The following is a 16,653-nucleotide window of genomic DNA, read 5'->3' on the forward strand; positions in this document are numbered from 1 at the left end:
GCGGCATCGATCAAGCGGACGTACAAGACCGACGCTGGCAGATCAACGCTGCATGCGTCCACTGACAGAGTGAAACGCTCAAGCAATCTGGCTAGTAAATCCGTGAACACAAATCGACGACTGGGGTCTCGCTAATGACGAGGAACGGTAGAAATCACGGTGGACGGGCGAAAGACTTGCAAGCAGTCCAAGAATCGCGACTCCCGGCCTGCCGTGCATTTCATGGTTCTGTCAGTGTTTTGCTGTTGACGTGTTCAGGACGAGTTAGTGCGATCGGAACTGGTCCCATGTCTCGATGACGTCCTCTACGCTATCGACCCATTTTCCTGGTGGAACAACAAAAACTCGAGTAGGGTGAGTTGGCCCCGTACTTTGTGTCCAACTACCATCCTTCGCTTTCCGTAACCTAAAAGTCGAAACGGAGAAAGTTGCCGATGGTGTTGACTGAGTGGCAAATCTACAAGTGAAATGCGATGAACGTCGTTTTTCACCAACACCCACGTTGGTGGCCCAAACTCGAAGGTCTGCTCGAGTCCTCTGCCAACGTTTATTGTACTCCAGATTCATCCAAATTTGCGTTGCAACAGCGAGCACCGCGACAAGGATGAGCAGCGTTCGAAGGCTAAACTTGACACTTGGCAAAAAACAAAACCCTCGGAAATGATATCGCAGTAAGTGACGACAGAACGGTAGGGTTCAGCGGGGCCGCGCAAACGACTCTCCACTTCAAAAACGTCAACTCGCGGCCTCCGTTGCAACCCATGGTTCCCCGCTTTGTTGAGTCAGGGCAAACGGTGAACCATCAACTAATATTGAACCCCAGATTCATGCGTTCAGCAACATCCAGAGCAGAACGAAATCGGTTTACATAAGTACGGATGTCTCGCGCGCCGCGTACTCGAAGCCGTCGAATGCGTTGTGAGCGTTGCACGGGGCAGTACCGATCGATTAGCTCATACGGCCAGATTTCGTGAGCGATCATACGAGCGTTCCGATGAATCATGGCAAGTTCATCGCGAAACGCATCGAATTCGTCGGGCGTCACGTACAAGTCATTGGCCTTGAGCGCCGGCATGAATGCAGCACCACGGTCCGTCAACGAGCGAGATCCCCACAACCGCGTCCGATAGCATTCAAAACCCGCTGCGCACCCGCTGTCGAGATCGGGGACGGAAACGAATTCTAGTCGTTCGGTGTCATGACGATAGAGCGAGACGGAAAGTGTCATCGATACACCGAGGTGTCACCGGTTGCGTTTCACTCAGTCGGGGAACGGCAGTGGTCACCGCGTCGGCGCGATGGACCGGAACTCAAAACAAACTTGACTCGCCGACTGCGGTGCACCACCTGGTTCACGCGTCCGGCCACGACGACAGTTTGAACCATCATCGCTGGGGGCCAATGTACTCGATTGGAATCGCCGATGGAAATTCGAGGTGTCTGGCTCAGACTTGTTTTCGCTGGACAGGTACGATGAAGCCCGGAGGGCTGGCACAGTGTTTGCCGGTGGTGTCAGCCACCGGTATTCAGGGCAATGAAGTACAAAGGCCTGAAGGGCCGACACAATTGTTCTCTTAGCCGCCCGGGAACGCTCAAACCCCGATTACTGTGTCGGCCCGCTGGGCCTTGAGCGTTGTATGGAATCCATCCCCGGTGGCTGACACCACCGGCAAATACTCTATCGGCCCTCCGGGCCTAAGACACATCGCCCAACCAACCAAATACGATCCATCGATTCCGTTGGACTCGGCAAACACTGAGCGGTCACCATTTCAGCCATCGGTTCTTTTCGTTCGGCCCAGTCGACCGCGTACCTGTCGAACCGTGGCATCAGGAGCGAATTCCAGGAAACGGAGGTCTGATGAAATCCGTTGGGTACACTTCGAGCGCACCAATCGCAGCCGGGATGTCAGGCGTTGGACGATGCTGAGAACATCGCAGATGAGGGAACCACGAAACACGCCAAACACACGAAAGAGAAATCGGCACTGTTGTCAGGCGTCGGTTAGCAGCGTGAACGGTAGACATAACCGAGCGGCGGCAAAAGACCGACCACTTCAAAAACGACGACTCCGCCGCTTCGGTTCATGTCATGGTTCCGCCATTGTATCGGTTCAGTTGCCAACTGGAATCTGACGCGATGCAGGCCACACACCCAGACCTAACGTTTGATTTCGGGTTCAGGGCGTGAGAGACCACATTGGTTCATTGGTTATAGGGCGCCCGGTACCAACGGCCGATTCAATTGCGATCAACGGAAAGTAGAGTGTTGTCAGTGAATAGTGCGTCCATCGCCAGTTTTCACCATCACCCGGAAGCGCAAACCATACACCGTCTATTTCCCGTTCGTCAGCGTTTGCAAACGCACGGCGTGAAGCAACGACGTACGACGAAATGTAGACGATAATTAGAAGCATCCAAATGGTACGGCGGCGATACCAGGGAACTGGCGCTGACGTCCCGCGCGATCTTGGTACGTAAGGATTCATGTTTCACGCGTTGCCAGGAATCGGCGAAGAGCTCAGCTTGTTGGCGGAACAATCAATTATTGGTGGTCCAACTGCGGTAAAAGTACATATTCCGCGGTTGGACAACGGAATATCTCCCGCCACCCGATCTTACGGCACCCTGCAGGGGTAGTCAAGCGGTCCGCGAGTCACTAAGGTTTTCGGATCGACGAAAAAACGTGAAGTGCGTTTCGATGCCTTCTGTTTGCATCGCCGGTCGCGGGCATTTGCCGAGGCCATTGGCTGACCGATAATGCGGAACAAGGCCCACAACCCTGGATCAACGCGGGAGCGATGAGGATGTCAGTGGAACGATTTCGACGGTGCCTTGGCGTGATGAATCTTCCCGAAAAGGATCGCGAGTGGTTTCCAAAGTGGTTGGGCAGCTATGCTAGCTTTCCGGCCGTCCGAGCCCAAACAGACTCTTCAGAAGAGATTGTGGTTCGGCGTGACCTGGTGATCGAGTTTCTTCAAAAACTTCTTGCCGCCAAAACTCCCGCTTGGCAACGGCTTCAAGCGGCGCGCGCGATCGAGGCCTACCAAGGAACGGTGCTGCAAACCAGCGTCGTAGACTTTCGGCCTATTCGAGACCGATTGACAGAAATCACGCGTCGCTACGACGGAGCCATCGGCGGTGGCGAGGACTATGATGCTGACCTTGTGCCGGGGGAAGGAAATGCAGGTCTGATCGATGCGACCGAACCGGAGTGCGTTCAGCGGATGCGAGCGACATTGCGTCGGTTACATCATCCCAAGAGCACCGAAGACGCCTACGTCGGCCAACTCAAAAAGTTTATCCGGCACTTAGATGACGACCGGCTTGAACAATTTGGCGAACCAGAAATTGGGGACTTCCTGACTGATCTGGCAATCGAAGGCAACGTCGCAGGATCGACTCAGAACCAAGCACTTTCGGCAATCCTGTTTTTCTACGAGAAGGTGCTTTGTCGCGATCTCCACTTTATCAATGCCGTACGAGCCAAGACGAGCGAATATCGGCCCGTTGTGCTGACCAAAACGGAGATCACTGAAATATTTCAATATGTTTCCGGGGTCTACCGTTTGATGTTCTTGATGATGTACGGCGCCGGTTTGAGACACCGAGAGTGCAGGAAATTGCGGCTGAAAGACTTCTGCATCGAAACACGCCAGATCGTCGTCCGAAACGGGAAGGGAATGGAGGATCGCGTGACGGTGTTACCCGACAACACCATTGAGATGCTGCAACAACAGATCGCCACGGTGCGCGCGATGCACAACCAAGACCTCGCCGATGGATACGGAGAAGTTTACCTTCCCTACGCATTGGCGCGGAAATACCCTGCTGCTCAACGTGACCTGGGTTGGCAATACCTGTTTCCATCCAACAAACTCTCACGAGACCCCCGCAGTGGACGAACTCGGCGTCACCATGTTCACGAGCGCACGTTTCCAGCTCGTTTCAAACAGGCCCTGCGCCGAACCGAGATCCTCAAGAAAGCGGTCCCTCATACGCTTCGCCATAGTTTTGCCACCCACATGCTTGATGACGGGGCGGACATTCGTAGCGTGCAGGAATTGCTCGGACACAAGGATGTCAAGACGACGATGATCTATACCCACGTCATGAACCGGCCGGGATTGGCCGTGACCAGCCCCGCGGATCGGCTGGGGTTGGTTTGACTCGCCGGCATCAGGTGGAAGCCGCCAAGGCTTTCGTTTTCTAGGGCGGCGGCGACTTTTGCTGCGCGGGCCCTCTCTGGCGTTTGCTTGCTGCGCAAACGCCGTCGCTCCCAGAGGGAGAGAAACTAAATGGGCTGCCGCTACATTGCTCGAGAAAAACTAGCGGTCGGCGTACACCATGATGCTCTCTTCCTTCGTCACCGGCACGTTGGATTGGTCGCTGGTGACAATCGCCTTGACCAGATGCCGCCCTTCAGCGACACCCCTGGCTTTGACCCGATAGACCATTTCATCGTTGGCCTTGAGTAGGGCTCGCGGCGAGAAGGCGATGATGCCTTGTCCTTGAGGCGTGAAGTCACCTTGTTCGACCAACTGCAACCCCTGGGGAAGCTGCAACGCGACCTTGACGTTGGTGTCGTCGCGAGAACCGGTGTTGCTGATTCGGATCTCGTAGATGGTGTCGCCACCGATTTCGATCGGATCGGCACTGTCGTTGATGGAGAACGTCAGCTCGGCCAGCGAGGCCACTGCGACCTGACTCTCGGTCATCGTCTTGATGCCCAAGTCCGCGGTCGCCACGGTTTGCAACACACGATTGCCTTCTTCGACCGGCAACAGCGTCAACGGCACCTTGCCGGATTGTCCGACCGGCAATGCGTCCAAGGACCAGAACACGGCGTGTCGAGACGCGTCGTATTGTCCTTCGTAGTCTGTTTTCACAAACGTGAATCCACGATCAAGCTGAACGCTCATCTCAACGTTCTGTGCTTCGGCCGTCCCCACGTTGGCAATCTCTACCGTGTAGGTGGCCTGTCGTTCCAAGAACCGACGCGACGGTCCGGTCAGGGTCGCCTTCAACTCCGGAGCGACCACCTCGACGGCGATCGTGTGCGTGGTTTCCAATCCGTCATCGCCTTTGACGCGAATCTGATTTTGCACAACACCGGCTTTGACCGCCCGCATCCGCAAAACTTGTCGCCGGATTTCACCCGGACCGAGTGTGCCAATCAAGTTATCCAGCTGTGTACCCTGGGGATGCTCCAGTCCGACCGGAACGTCCTCCTGCAGCATCACGCCGGTCGCGTCGCCGCTGCCCGGGTTGCTGACTTCCAATTCGATCTCCAGTTGCTGACCGATCAAGACCTTTTCAGGTGCCCGTTGGACGACGCGTAATTCGGGCCGCGTGCTGATCGTTCGGACCGACGCGGCGGCTTCGAACGTGACACGGGCGACGCTGCCCAACTCGCCTTCTTGTTCGGGAGTCAATTGCAACGTGATCGTGCGTTCTTGGTTGGGTTCCAGATCACCGAGTTCCCAATACAACTCGGGTTGGTATTTCGGGTTCGGACGCGGCGTCGCATCGGTCAACGTCATTCCGTTGGGGACACGGTCATGAACCTGGACATTCAACGCCTTGGAACCGCCGACGTTCTTGACCGTGATAACAAACGAAGCCGGCTTGCCGACCTTCACTTCCTCAGGCGCCCGTTTGTGAATCACGACCGACGGAGACTGTGGACCGTCCAGGTAACGTTCGCCGGGAGCCGCCAAGGTTGGTCCGGCGGGCAATTGACCTTCGGCAGCGGTTTGCTTGTAACCGACACCCTGATAGACCGAAGCGTTGGGTGCTTGAGCCGCGGCCGAATAGGCCTGTGCCGCAGGATAGGCGGGCGCGGTGGCGGGGTAGTTCGTCGCGGAAGCCGCCGTCGGCAGAGACTGCATCCCTTGCGGATGCATCGCGCTGGCGCCCGTCGCCGGGGTACCGAACGATGGAGCAGGCAATTGGGTTGCCGCGGGCGCGGCGGCCATCGGAGAGTGATCGGGAACACCGAAACCACCGGTCGGCTGCGCGTAGCCTTGTCCGGTCGGCGCGGCGGCGGGTTGGCCGTAGGGCGACGGTGTCGAATCGGCAACTTGTCCGTTGCCGACGATTTGAGGCCGAGACGTGATGCCCATGGTGGCGGCAGTCATCGCTGGCTGAGACGCAGCCGGTGCGGGCTGTTCCGCTTCGTCTTGCATCGGAAATTGGGTGGCGCCGATTGCCAGCGTCATCGCCGGATCGCGATGGATCCGCATCGTCGACCCCGGTGCTTCGGCCAATTGCGGCTGGGACGGCCCGGCCGCATCCTCACCGACAGGCGTCAACATGGCCGACGGCATCCCGGCGGCCGGATCGGCGGTATCGGTCAACGAGGGACCGCGATCGAATCCTTGTGGTGCAGCAGCGGCAGCCGATGCGGTGTTCGGGTCGAATGCTTCGGAATTCGCAAACGTTCCGCCGCGCAGATCGTTCGCCGGCGGTGGACCGGCTGGGCCGCTGCCAGCCAGGTCGCTGCCAGCCAGATCGCTGCCGGCCAGATCGCTGCCGGCTTGGGGTGGTTCGGAACCGTTCTCGCTGGGCGTCTCGGCGAACGTGATTTCGGACAGTCGGGGTTGTTCGGGAAGCGATGCGGCGGGAGCATCGGCGATCGGCAATCCCATTGAAAACGAAGGTCCGCCGGCGTCGGCTTGGGCGTCGATTGCGACGTCCGCTTCGGCATCCATCGGGGGCGCGTCGTCAAAACTGGGCAACCGCATTTTCATCACCGAACGTCCGCCGGTGGAGCTTTCGGGCTGCGCCGAATTCTCGGAGTCCGCGGGGATTTCCGGCAACACCATCGAATCGCTCGACTCGGTGTGCTGAACCAGACGCACCGACGGCGACGCTGAGCCTTCCGCAGGTCCGGGCTCACCGACCGGTTTGAGCAACTGGACGTCTGCGGGATCGACCGACTGCAAACCCGCCGTTGCGCCGATAGGCGAAACCGCCTTGCCGGGTGGAATTTGCTCTTCGGTCCAAGCCGATTCGGTGCTGGCTTCTTGGTCTTTTTGTGCTTGGGCAGCCATGATGGCTCCCAACAAAATCGTCACAGCACCTGCGGCGAGTCTTACGCCAAACGCTTTCATGGGTCTCAATCCGTTGGTGAAAAAACCGACTGGTCCTCCAGTGGGAACTACGGCATAGCAAATTCGCACAGGGTGTGAAAAGTCCGCTTCTGCGGAACTGCGGCCGTGACGTCGTTCCGCGCGTGTTGGTGTTTCGCCTTGAGGCGATTCTCCGCTCGCTGCGGAGCAGCGACTCGGGGCGGCTAAAGCCTGCACACCAGCGCATGTTGGTGTCTAGCCTTGAGGCGATCCTTCCTGACTCGCTGCGGAGCAGCGAAACGGGCGGCTAAAGCCTGCACACCAGCACATGTTGGTGTCTAGCCTTGAGGCGATCCTTCCTGGCTCGCTGCGGAGCAGCGAGCCAGGGCGGCTAAAGCCTGTACACCAACGTGCTCGCTGAGTGCCGCTCTGGGGACTGTCCCCCCAAGCGTTTTCAACCGCCCGCGTGGCTTCGTTCCCCATAAACACGAATGCAAAGCATGCCGCGGCTGCTATCATAGAGGTGACTTCCCCACCTCAACGACGCCCGCCCCACCTTCGATGCCTGTACCCACCCCTCCGCCGAGTTTCGTCGCCCTGTGCCTGGCCGCCGGCTTGGTTGCTTTCCACCCGCCTGCGGAGTTGTTCGCCCAAGAGCCCGCCGCCAAGTACGAACACGGCCCCGACTCCCAGCCAAACGATGCGGTTCCACACGGAACGGTCACCCAACACGTGTGGCTCAATAGCAAGGTCTTCCCCGGGACCAAACGCCGTTACAGCATCTATGTTCCGGCACAATACGACGCCCAAACGCCCGCTGCCCTGATGGTGTTTCAGGACGGACATACCTTCGAAGGCACCACCGGCGACTACCGCGTGCCCGTCGTCTTCGACAATTTGATTGCAAAAGGTGACATGCCGGTGACCATCACGGTGATGATCGACCCGGGTTACACGAGCGAATTGCCCGAGAAACGCGACTGGCGGCCCCGTCCGGAAAATCGCAGCGTCGAATACGACACCGTCAGCGGTGACTACGCCGAGTTTTTGCTCACGGAAATCTTGCCGGCCGTCGAAAAGGACTATCGGATCAGCTCCAACCCCGAGTTGCGAGCGATTTGCGGCAACAGCTCCGGAGGCATCTGCGCCTTCGGTGTCGCCTGGCATCGGCCGGACCAGTTTCGCAAGGTACTCAGCCACATCGGCAGCTTTGTCAACATCCGCGGCGGCCACCACTACGCCGCAATGATCCGTAAAACCGAAAAGAAGCCGCTGCGTGTCTTGCTGCAAGATGGTGCAAACGACCTGGACAACCAGCACGGCAACTGGCCGCTGGCGAACCAACAGATGGCCAAGTCTCTCGAATTTGCCGGCTACGATTACAAGTTTGTGTTCGGCACCGGAGCCCACGACGGGAACCACGGTGGCGCGATTTTCCCCGACTCGCTGCGATGGCTGTGGCGGGGATGGAAGGAGCTGACGCCGTAATGCTTCGTCCATCGAACCCCAAGAGTCATTCGCCCCAGCCCCCAGCCTCCGTCGCGGACTCGATCATCTCCAGCCCCCCATCTTCCCCTGCGGTGCCCCAAGGCAACGCCGCTACCGACTCATCGCTGGACGTTCCGTTTGCGGTTCCGTTCGTGCACCGCTTGCGGACGACCGAGCAAATCGCGGGCGCCGATTTTCCGACGCTGCTGGAGCTTTTAAAACAGGACAGCTTTGGCGACGCCAAGGTGCTGCTGGTCGCCGAACGCCCGGTCGCCGAAGCGGCCGACCACGTTGCCGACCTCGCGGAGCGGTTGACCGAATCCGCCGGCGTGAATCTCGTGAGCGATGTGGTCTTGGTCGAAGGTGGCGAAGCGGTCAAAAACGATTCCGTCTGCGTCGAACAGATTCTGGCGGCCATCAATGCCCATGACCTGGACCGGCGCAGCTACGTGATCGCGATCGGCGGTGGTGCGATGCTGGACGCGGTCGGGTACGCCGCTGCGATCGCCCACCGCGGAATCCGTCTGATTCGTCTCCCCACGACAACGCTGGCGCAAGGCGACAGCGGGGTCGGAGTCAAGAACGCGATCAATTACTTCGGCAAGAAGAACTGGGTCGGCACGTTCAGCGTTCCGTGGGCGGTGATCAACGATGCCTCGCTACTGAAAACACTGCCCGACCGAGACTTTTGCAGCGGATTCAGCGAGTCGGTGAAGGTGGCGTTGCTGAAGAGTCGCACCGAATTTGATTGGCTGTGTGACCACGCCGACCAAATCCGAGCACGCGACATGACCGTTGCCTCGGCGGCGATTGCGACGAGCTGCAAATTGCACCTGCGGCATATCACCGAAGGCGGTGATCCGTTCGAAATGCTGGAAGCCCGACCGCTGGATTTTGGCCACTGGTCGGCGCACAAGCTGGAACCGATCACGGACTTTGACATTCGGCACGGTGAAGCCGTCGCGATCGGAGTCGCGATCGATTGCTTCTATTCGCATCTCAAACTCGGCTTCGCCATCGAAGACGTACACCGCGTGTGCGAGTGCTTGCACACACTCGGATTGCCGCTTTGGCACGAAGCCTTGTCGCCGCTCGATCGCTTGCTCGATGGGTTGGAAGAGTTCCGCCAACACCTCGGCGGCCGCTTGACGATCACGATGCTTCAAGGCGTCGGAGAGAGCATCGACGTTCACGAAATCGACTCGGCGGCGATGGCAAAGGCGATCGAAATGCTGCGTGCCGAAGGCGACCGTATCGCTGGTAAACGTTAGCACACGGTCTTGTCTTTAGCGGGCCCTATCGCTGAGTCTCGCAAGTGATTGGGCACGAGTCTGTAGGTCGGCGGGAAAATCGGGTAGGAAGATTTCGGAGGTAAGAAAATGATGAGATGCGCCATTCATTCGATCTAGCCAATCTTCCTACCTTCAAAATCTTCCTACCTTCAAAATCTTCCTACCTCCAAAATCTTCCTACCTCCAAAATCTTCCTACCTCCAAAATCTTCCTACCTCCCCCCCAGACCACCGCACCCTGTCGTGTCGGCGGAAACCGGGAGGGATGGCAGAATGATTCGGGGCAGAATGATGGAGCAGGCGTCTTATAGAGAGATTCCGCATAGCCCAGGCTCCGCTTCGGATACCCTGTTTCCCCAGGCTTTCGACCGATACTGCTAAGTTAACATCAATGAAGGTGCCCGGACGCTGGCGCGAAGCGGCTGATCTCAAACCATGATCAGCCGTTTGGTGCGAGCCTACGAACGAGGGAATGAATGTGTATCTTGACCGGCAGGACTGCCTGCCATCGTTAACCTCGTAACGGTCTTGCCTGACATGCAGAAGGAGTTTTATCGGATCGGCGTTCTGCTACTGTCTCTGTGGCTGATCCGGATCGTCGATGCCACGATTCCGTATGACTTGACGGACCTCGGGTTGCAGCCACGGCATTGGAGCGGGCTGTTAGGGATCGTGACGATGCCGTTTCTGCATGGCAGCTTTGGGCACCTGTTTAGCAACACGATGTCGCTGGGAATCCTGCTGGGCCTGCTGGTGAGCTCGCAGAAATCCCCCTGGTTGCTCATCACGATGACCTCGCTCGTCGGTGCGTCGTTGTTATGGCTGGTCGGGCGTGACGCGAATCATGTCGGCGCGAGCGGCGTGGTGTTCGGGCTGATCGGACTGTTGATCGTCAGCGGTTTCCTGACTCGACGACTGGCCTCGGTCGGCGTCGCGATCGTGGTCGGCATCCTGTTCGGCGGCACACTGTTGTCGGGGATCTTACCGGGCGGCGGCGCCGAGGTTTCCTGGGACGGCCACCTCTGTGGCTTGATCGGCGGCAGCGCGGTTGCGTTTTTCACCAGCGGTGAAGCCGGGCGGTTGAGAATCAAAACGTGACGAGCCGGCAAACGACCCTGACGCTACCCGTCCGTGACGGACAGAACAGTCGGTATCTACACAAGTCGCTTTTTGCCCAAAGGGCATGAATAACCATAGCCTGGGGCAAGCAAACCGAGCATCTGCGACGGTTGCGCCGCCCCAGGAACCTCATCGCAATGCGGTAAGATTTGGCCAACGGCCATGCACAACCTTTGCGTTTAAAGTGGCATTTGTGCATGGCCGTTGGCCAATCCATCTCGTTTTCGTTTGCGGACCTTGGGCGGTGCCCAAGGCTACGGATGTAAACGGCCGTTGGCCGAAACGATCCACTCAGAACAAATCTGACATGCAAAAGATCCGCAGCCGCCCAGGCGGGGAGACTTCCTAAGCTGGACTGTCGCTGCGGGGCAGCGACATTGGGCGGCGAAAGCCTGCACACCAACAAAAAACGCCCGAACCAGATGGCTCGGGCGTTTTCGTTTGGGTGATTGATCTCGCGTGGCGGATCAATACATGTCGTGGTCGCCGCCGTGGCCCTTGGCACCGGCCTTCGGCTTTTCGGCAACCAGTGCATCGCTGGTCAGCAACAGGGTTGCGACGCTTGCGGCGTTGCCGAGTGCGGTCCGCGTGACCTTGGTGGGGTCGATGACGCCGGCCTTGACCAGGTCTTCGTAGGTATCGGTCAGGGCGTTGTAGCCACCGTTGCCCTTCATCGCAGCAACTTTCTCGCAAACGATTCCGCCGTCTTGGCCGGCGTTTTGCGCGATCATGTGCAGCGGGGCGCGGCACGAACGCAGGACGATGTTGTAACCAACTCGTTCGTCGTCGCTCAGGTCATCGCCGGGCTTGACGGTGCTGCTGGCACGCAGCAGTGCGACGCCACCACCGGGCAGAATACCTTCTTCGACGGCGGCACGGGTTGCGTGCAGTGCATCTTCGACGCGAGCCTTCTTTTCCTTCATCTCGCTTTCGGTTGCGGCACCGACGTTGACCTTGGCGACACCACCGGCGAGCTTGGCCAAACGCTCTTCCAGTTTTTCGCGATCGTAATCGCTGGTGCTGTTTTCGATTTCACGACGGATCTGGTCGATGCGAGCCTTGATGTCGCTGCTCTTACCGGCACCTTCGATGATCGTGGTGTTGTCCTTGTCGATGATAATCTTCTTGGCACGACCGAGTTGCGGCAGGTCGACGCTTTCCAGCTTGATGCCGAGTGCTTCGAAGATGGCTTGACCGCCGGTCAGGATGGCGATGTCTTCCATCATGGCCTTGCGTCGGTCGCCGTAGCCGGGAGCCTTGACGGCACAGACGTTGAACGTGCCGCGCAGTCGGTTGATGACCAACGTGGCCAGTGCTTCGCCATCGACGTCTTCGGCGATGATCAACAGCGGCTTGCCTTGTTGGACGACCTTTTCCAGCATCGGGACCATGTCCTTGATGCTGCTGATTTTCTTTTCGAAGACCAGGATGTAGGCGTCTTCCAGGACGGCTTCCATGCTGGCGCTGTCGGTGACGAAGTAAGGCGACAGGTAGCCGCGATCGAACTGCATCCCTTCGACCCATTCCTGCTCGGTTTGCAGGCTCTTGCCTTCGTCGACGGTGATGACGCCGTCCTTGCCGACCTTGCTCATCGCGTCGGCCAACAATTCGCCGATTTCACGGTCGTTGTTGCTGGCGATCGTCGCGACGTCTGCCATCGCGGACTGATCCTTGACCTTGGTGGCCATCGAATGCAGTTTTTCGGTCAGATCGGCAACGGCTTTTTCGATGCCCTGCTTCATCTTGATCGGGTTGACGCCGGCGACGACCGCCTTCAGGCCTTCGTTGAAGATCGCTTCGGCCATCACGGTCGCGGTCGTGGTTCCGTCACCGGCGACGTCGCTGGTCTTGCTGGCGACTTCGCGAACCATTCGGGCGCCCATGTTTTCATAGACGTCTTCCAGCTCGATTTCCTTCGCCACGGTGACACCGTCTTTGGTGACGGTCGGGCTGCCGAAACTTTTCTGCAAGATCACGTTACGGCCCTTGGGACCGAGGGTGACCTTGACGGTGCGAGCCAGTTTGGAAACGCCTCGGCGAATCGCCTCACGGGCTTCCTGCTCAAATGCAATGATCTTTGCCATGGAATTCTATTGGGGTGTGTTGTTAGAGGTTTTTGATCGGGTGGGATGCGTACGATGATGACTCGGCTGCGGCCTAGCCGATCACCGCCAGGACGTCGTCTTCACGCATCAGCAAATATTCTTCGCCATCGATCTCGACCGATTCGCCGGCGTAACTGCTGAACAGGACGTGGTCGCCTGCGGACAACTGGCTTTGTCCACGGGTGCCGTCATCGAGCAGCTTGCCGGTGCCGATTGCCACGACGGTGCCGCGGGCCGGTTTTTCGCGTGCCGAATCGGGAAGAACGATCCCGCCAGCGGTCGTTTCTTCGACTTCTTCACGCTGGACCACGATTCGCTCGCCGATCGGTTGCAGTCGAACGGAAGCCTTTTTCTTGGTGGCAGTCGCCATAGTTGCGGATACCTTTTCTGTAGTGCGGGAAATTGAATGGAGAATGTCTTGTAGGCTGCCGCCAGCGGCAATGGCCTGCCCAATCACGATCAACGCAACTGCGGCCGAAACGACCGCCTGGCAGTCCACCGCGCGACGTCGACTGTGTTGAGTCCACTGGCGAGCGGCTGTCGTTTTGGCGACCGGATGGCCGCGCCAAGTTGACAGTTTTTCTGACTGGCACGCCGAGCAGCAAACGGTGTGCCAGATCCTGACCGCGGCCGGGGCATCACACTCCTCCAACCGGAACAAGCCCTCGAAAGAGCCTCAAAATATCGGTGCAGAAAGTTTCCTGAAGGTCGCTGATCGCGGACGCGTATCTTGGTGCATTTCTGGTTTCTGCAACAGGGGCCAAATGTTCGGCCCCGGCCGGAATCTTGTCTGCCCACCGGTTTTCCGCGATTCCCACCGCAGAATCGACAAATTGGCAGACGGCTTGCCCCGAGTCGATCGTTCGCGCCGTGCCGGATGCCCAATACCGCTAAGTAAAGCGTCGTTTCCTCGTGCGAGGGCCCGTAGGCTCGCGCCAAACGGGTGATATTCGTTTGATATCAGCCGGTTTGCGGCAGCGCGAGCGGCCTCTCGGTCGGCCTTAACTTAGCGGTATTGGCCTGAAGCCACCCTCCTGGCGGGAGGCTCGAGCGATGCGGTTCCTGGGGCGGCGCAACGCTCGCAAATGCTCGGCTCGCTTGCCCCAGGCGATGGGTATCCATGCCCTTGGGGCAAAAAACGGCTTGTGTAGATACCAATGCCAAAGGGAGGGCAACCTTGCCCCAACAAATCCGCTCCCCGCTCGCCCGCCGCCTGACAAGGTCCGCCGCCGGCAAACGAACATTGACCTGCCGATAAAGTTTCTGCCGTCGCTTCAATCGACAAGTTGCCTCGCCAGGGCCTCAATTGGCGCGGCGATTGCATTTACCTCCGCGGAGACAGTTTCCCTGTCAAAAACTGCTTTTCAGCGTTTCAAATAAGCCAATACGGGTTCCTCGATGCTCCTTTTTGATCCGATCTACCTGCTTTTCATCGCCCCCCCGCTGTTGCTCGGGCTGTTCGCCCAATGGCGAGTCAAAAGCACGTTTGCGTCCATGTCCCAAGTCCCGGCTCGGATGAGCGGCGCCCAAGCGGCGCGGCAAATGCTCGATTCGGCAGGCCTGCACCAGGTCGGGGTCGAACAAGTCCCGGGCCACCTGAGCGACCACTACGACCCCCGCGCCAAGGTGCTGCGATTGAGCCCCGAAGTTTACGGCGGGCGTTCGATGGCCGCACTCGGTGTGGCCTGTCACGAGGCGGGGCACGCGTTCCAAGACGCCAAGGGCTACGCGCCGCTGATCATTCGCAACATGGCGGTCCCGGCGGCGAATTTTGGCAGCAACATCGGGGTCACGCTGGCCACGATCGGGCTGTTCCTCAGTTACCAGATCCCGTCGGTCGGAAACCTGTTGCTGCTGGCGGGAATCGTCCTGTTCGCCGGCGTGGTGTTCTTTCAAGTCGTCAACTTGCCCGTGGAGTTTGACGCCAGTGCCCGGGCGCGTCGCCACCTGGTGTCGGCGAACCTGATCGCGGCCAACGAAGAACACTTTGTCGCCAAGGTGCTCAACGCTGCGGCGTTGACTTACGTTGCCGGAACGCTGCAAGCGATCATGACGCTCGCCTACTTCATTTTCCGCTTGATGGGTGACCGACGCTAGGCGTTTCCCGGTACGATGGGGCGCATGAACGATGCGCTCCGTCAAATCACCGAAGGCCAATTCCAAGCGTACAGCAAACTGCCGTGGCTGATGCTTGTGGTTTTTGCCGTGCCGCTCGCCGTGGCGGCATGGCGGTTCCGCACGTATCCGACCAAGCTGTGGATCGGCGTGCTGACGATCACCTTGATCGGAAGTGTCTTTACCGTCTTTTCACCCGACGCGTTCATCTGGGTTGCCGCGCTGGATTGGTTGCTGCTGATCGTGGCGACGGTCGATTTCCTGTCGATCTATCTGGCGACCAATCACGGGATCCACGCCAGCCGCGAAATCGCCCATTCCTGCTCGCTGGGCGTTCCGGTTGAAAGCCACCTGACGATCGAAAACCTTTCCGGCATCACCTTGGTCGGCCACGCGCGTGACGATCTGCCGGACGATTTCGAATCGTCCCCCGACCAGCACCGGCTGCGCTTGCCGCCTCGGGGACGCGTCAGCTTTCGGCGAAAATTGACGCCCGGCCGGCGAGGGGCCTTTCGACTCGAGCACGTTTCACTTCGCTTTCTCAGCCCGCTGAGGCTGTGGCACCGCTACATCCAGATTCCACTGGAAAGCGAGCTGAACGTTTACCCGGATATGAAACAGCTGAGCGACTATGCGTTGCTCGCCCGCACGAACCGATTGAGCCTGATCGGTGTCCGCCGCACCCGACGGATCGGCCAGGACAGCGATTTTGAACGTCTCCGCGACTACAGCCGAGACGACAACTTTCGCCACATCGACTGGCGCAGCACCGCACGCCGAAACAAGCTGACCGTTCGGCAATTTCAAAGCGATCAAAGTCAGCGCGTGATCTTTCTGCTCGACTGTGGTCGCATGATGACCAACACCCGCGACGGCTACACACTGCTGGATCACGCGATGAATTCGGCGCTGATGATGGCTTACGTCGCGCTGCATCAAGGCGATGCAGTGGGGATGCTCTGCTTTTCCGATTCGGTGCACGCCTACATTCCGCCCCACGGCGGAAAGAGTCAGATGAATCGATTGATTCATGCCTGCTTTGACCAGTTTCCGCGGATGGTCGAATCCCGATACGACCAGGCCTTTTTGTACCTCCGCAACCATTGTAAACGCCGATCGCTCGTCGTCCTGGCGACCAACATCATCGATGAAGTCAACGCGGCGGCGGTTACCGATTACCTCGGCAACATCAACGGCCAACACCTGCCGATGGGAGTGATCCTGCGAGACCGCACGCTGTTCGAGGCGGCCGACCATCCCGAAGGCGACGAATCGAACCTGTACCGTGCCGCCGCGGCCGCCGACATCCTGGTCTGGCGAGACCAAGTCCTCAAAGACCTGGAACATCGCGGCGTGCTGATGGTCGACACGTTCCCCGACGAACTGACCGCCCCCCTGGTCAATCAATACCTGGAGATCAAGGCCAAGCATTTGCTGTAGCCTTCTTCAATAACGTGGCTAT

Annotated in this window: 10 protein-coding genes; 6 read left to right on the forward strand and 4 right to left on the reverse strand. The window is 58.7% G+C overall.

The window, feature by feature from the left end:
* Nucleotides 1-802: 802 nt before the first annotated feature.
* The gene (locus tag TBK1r_RS31660) at nucleotides 803-1,228 is read right to left on the reverse strand and encodes a hypothetical protein (protein ID WP_145219399.1); all 426 of its coding nucleotides are present in this window, start codon (nucleotides 1,226-1,228) and stop codon (nucleotides 803-805) included.
* Between the two features lie 1,615 nt (nucleotides 1,229-2,843).
* Between TBK1r_RS31660 and TBK1r_RS31665 the strand changes: the two genes are divergently transcribed.
* Nucleotides 2,844-4,169: an integron integrase gene (locus TBK1r_RS31665; protein ID WP_372896444.1), complete on the forward strand. Its 1,326-nt coding sequence runs from the start codon at nucleotides 2,844-2,846 to the stop codon at nucleotides 4,167-4,169.
* 159 nt (nucleotides 4,170-4,328) lie between these two features.
* Here TBK1r_RS31665 and TBK1r_RS31670 read toward each other — a convergent pair whose 3' ends face one another.
* The gene (locus TBK1r_RS31670; protein WP_419580591.1) at nucleotides 4,329-7,055 is read right to left on the reverse strand and encodes a hypothetical protein; all 2,727 of its coding nucleotides are present in this window, start codon (nucleotides 7,053-7,055) and stop codon (nucleotides 4,329-4,331) included.
* Nucleotides 7,056-7,634: 579 nt separating this feature from the next.
* On the opposite strand from TBK1r_RS31670, the gene TBK1r_RS31675 reads away from it, so the two are divergent.
* The 3 genes from TBK1r_RS31675 (at nucleotide 7,635) to TBK1r_RS31685 (ending at nucleotide 10,950) form a co-directional block, all read left to right on the forward strand.
* On the forward strand, nucleotides 7,635-8,561 hold the full coding sequence (locus tag TBK1r_RS31675; protein WP_145219403.1) for an alpha/beta hydrolase: 927 nt from the start codon (nucleotides 7,635-7,637) through the stop codon (nucleotides 8,559-8,561).
* A gap of 92 nt (nucleotides 8,562-8,653) precedes the next feature.
* Nucleotides 8,654-9,832, forward strand: a complete 1,179-nt coding sequence (locus TBK1r_RS31680) for a 3-dehydroquinate synthase (protein ID WP_419580592.1) — start codon at nucleotides 8,654-8,656, stop codon at nucleotides 9,830-9,832.
* Nucleotides 9,833-10,389: 557 nt separating this feature from the next.
* On the forward strand, nucleotides 10,390-10,950 hold the full coding sequence (locus TBK1r_RS31685; RefSeq protein ID WP_145219407.1) for a rhomboid family intramembrane serine protease: 561 nt from the start codon (nucleotides 10,390-10,392) through the stop codon (nucleotides 10,948-10,950).
* Nucleotides 10,951-11,438: 488 nt separating this feature from the next.
* On the opposite strand, the gene groL is transcribed toward TBK1r_RS31685, so the two are convergent.
* Nucleotides 11,439-13,055, reverse strand: coding sequence for a chaperonin GroEL (gene groL, locus TBK1r_RS31690; RefSeq protein WP_145219409.1), 1,617 nt, complete (start codon nucleotides 13,053-13,055; stop codon nucleotides 11,439-11,441).
* 73 nt (nucleotides 13,056-13,128) lie between these two features.
* Complete coding sequence (groES, locus tag TBK1r_RS31695; RefSeq protein WP_095741296.1) at nucleotides 13,129-13,446, reverse strand: co-chaperone GroES; 318 nt, start codon at nucleotides 13,444-13,446, stop codon at nucleotides 13,129-13,131.
* 1,028 nt (nucleotides 13,447-14,474) lie between these two features.
* Here groES and TBK1r_RS31700 point away from each other — a divergent pair.
* Together TBK1r_RS31700 and TBK1r_RS31705 are read left to right on the forward strand one after the other, a co-directional pair.
* The gene (locus TBK1r_RS31700; protein ID WP_145219411.1) at nucleotides 14,475-15,173 is read left to right on the forward strand and encodes a zinc metallopeptidase; all 699 of its coding nucleotides are present in this window, start codon (nucleotides 14,475-14,477) and stop codon (nucleotides 15,171-15,173) included.
* Nucleotides 15,174-15,197: 24 nt separating this feature from the next.
* Nucleotides 15,198-16,631, forward strand: coding sequence for a DUF58 domain-containing protein (locus tag TBK1r_RS31705; RefSeq protein WP_145219413.1), 1,434 nt, complete (start codon nucleotides 15,198-15,200; stop codon nucleotides 16,629-16,631).
* Nucleotides 16,632-16,653: the final 22 nt, after the last annotated feature.

Origin of the sequence: Stieleria magnilauensis, from assembly GCA_007753675.1 — a bacterium.
GTDB lineage: Bacteria > Planctomycetota > Planctomycetia > Pirellulales > Pirellulaceae > Stieleria > Stieleria magnilauensis.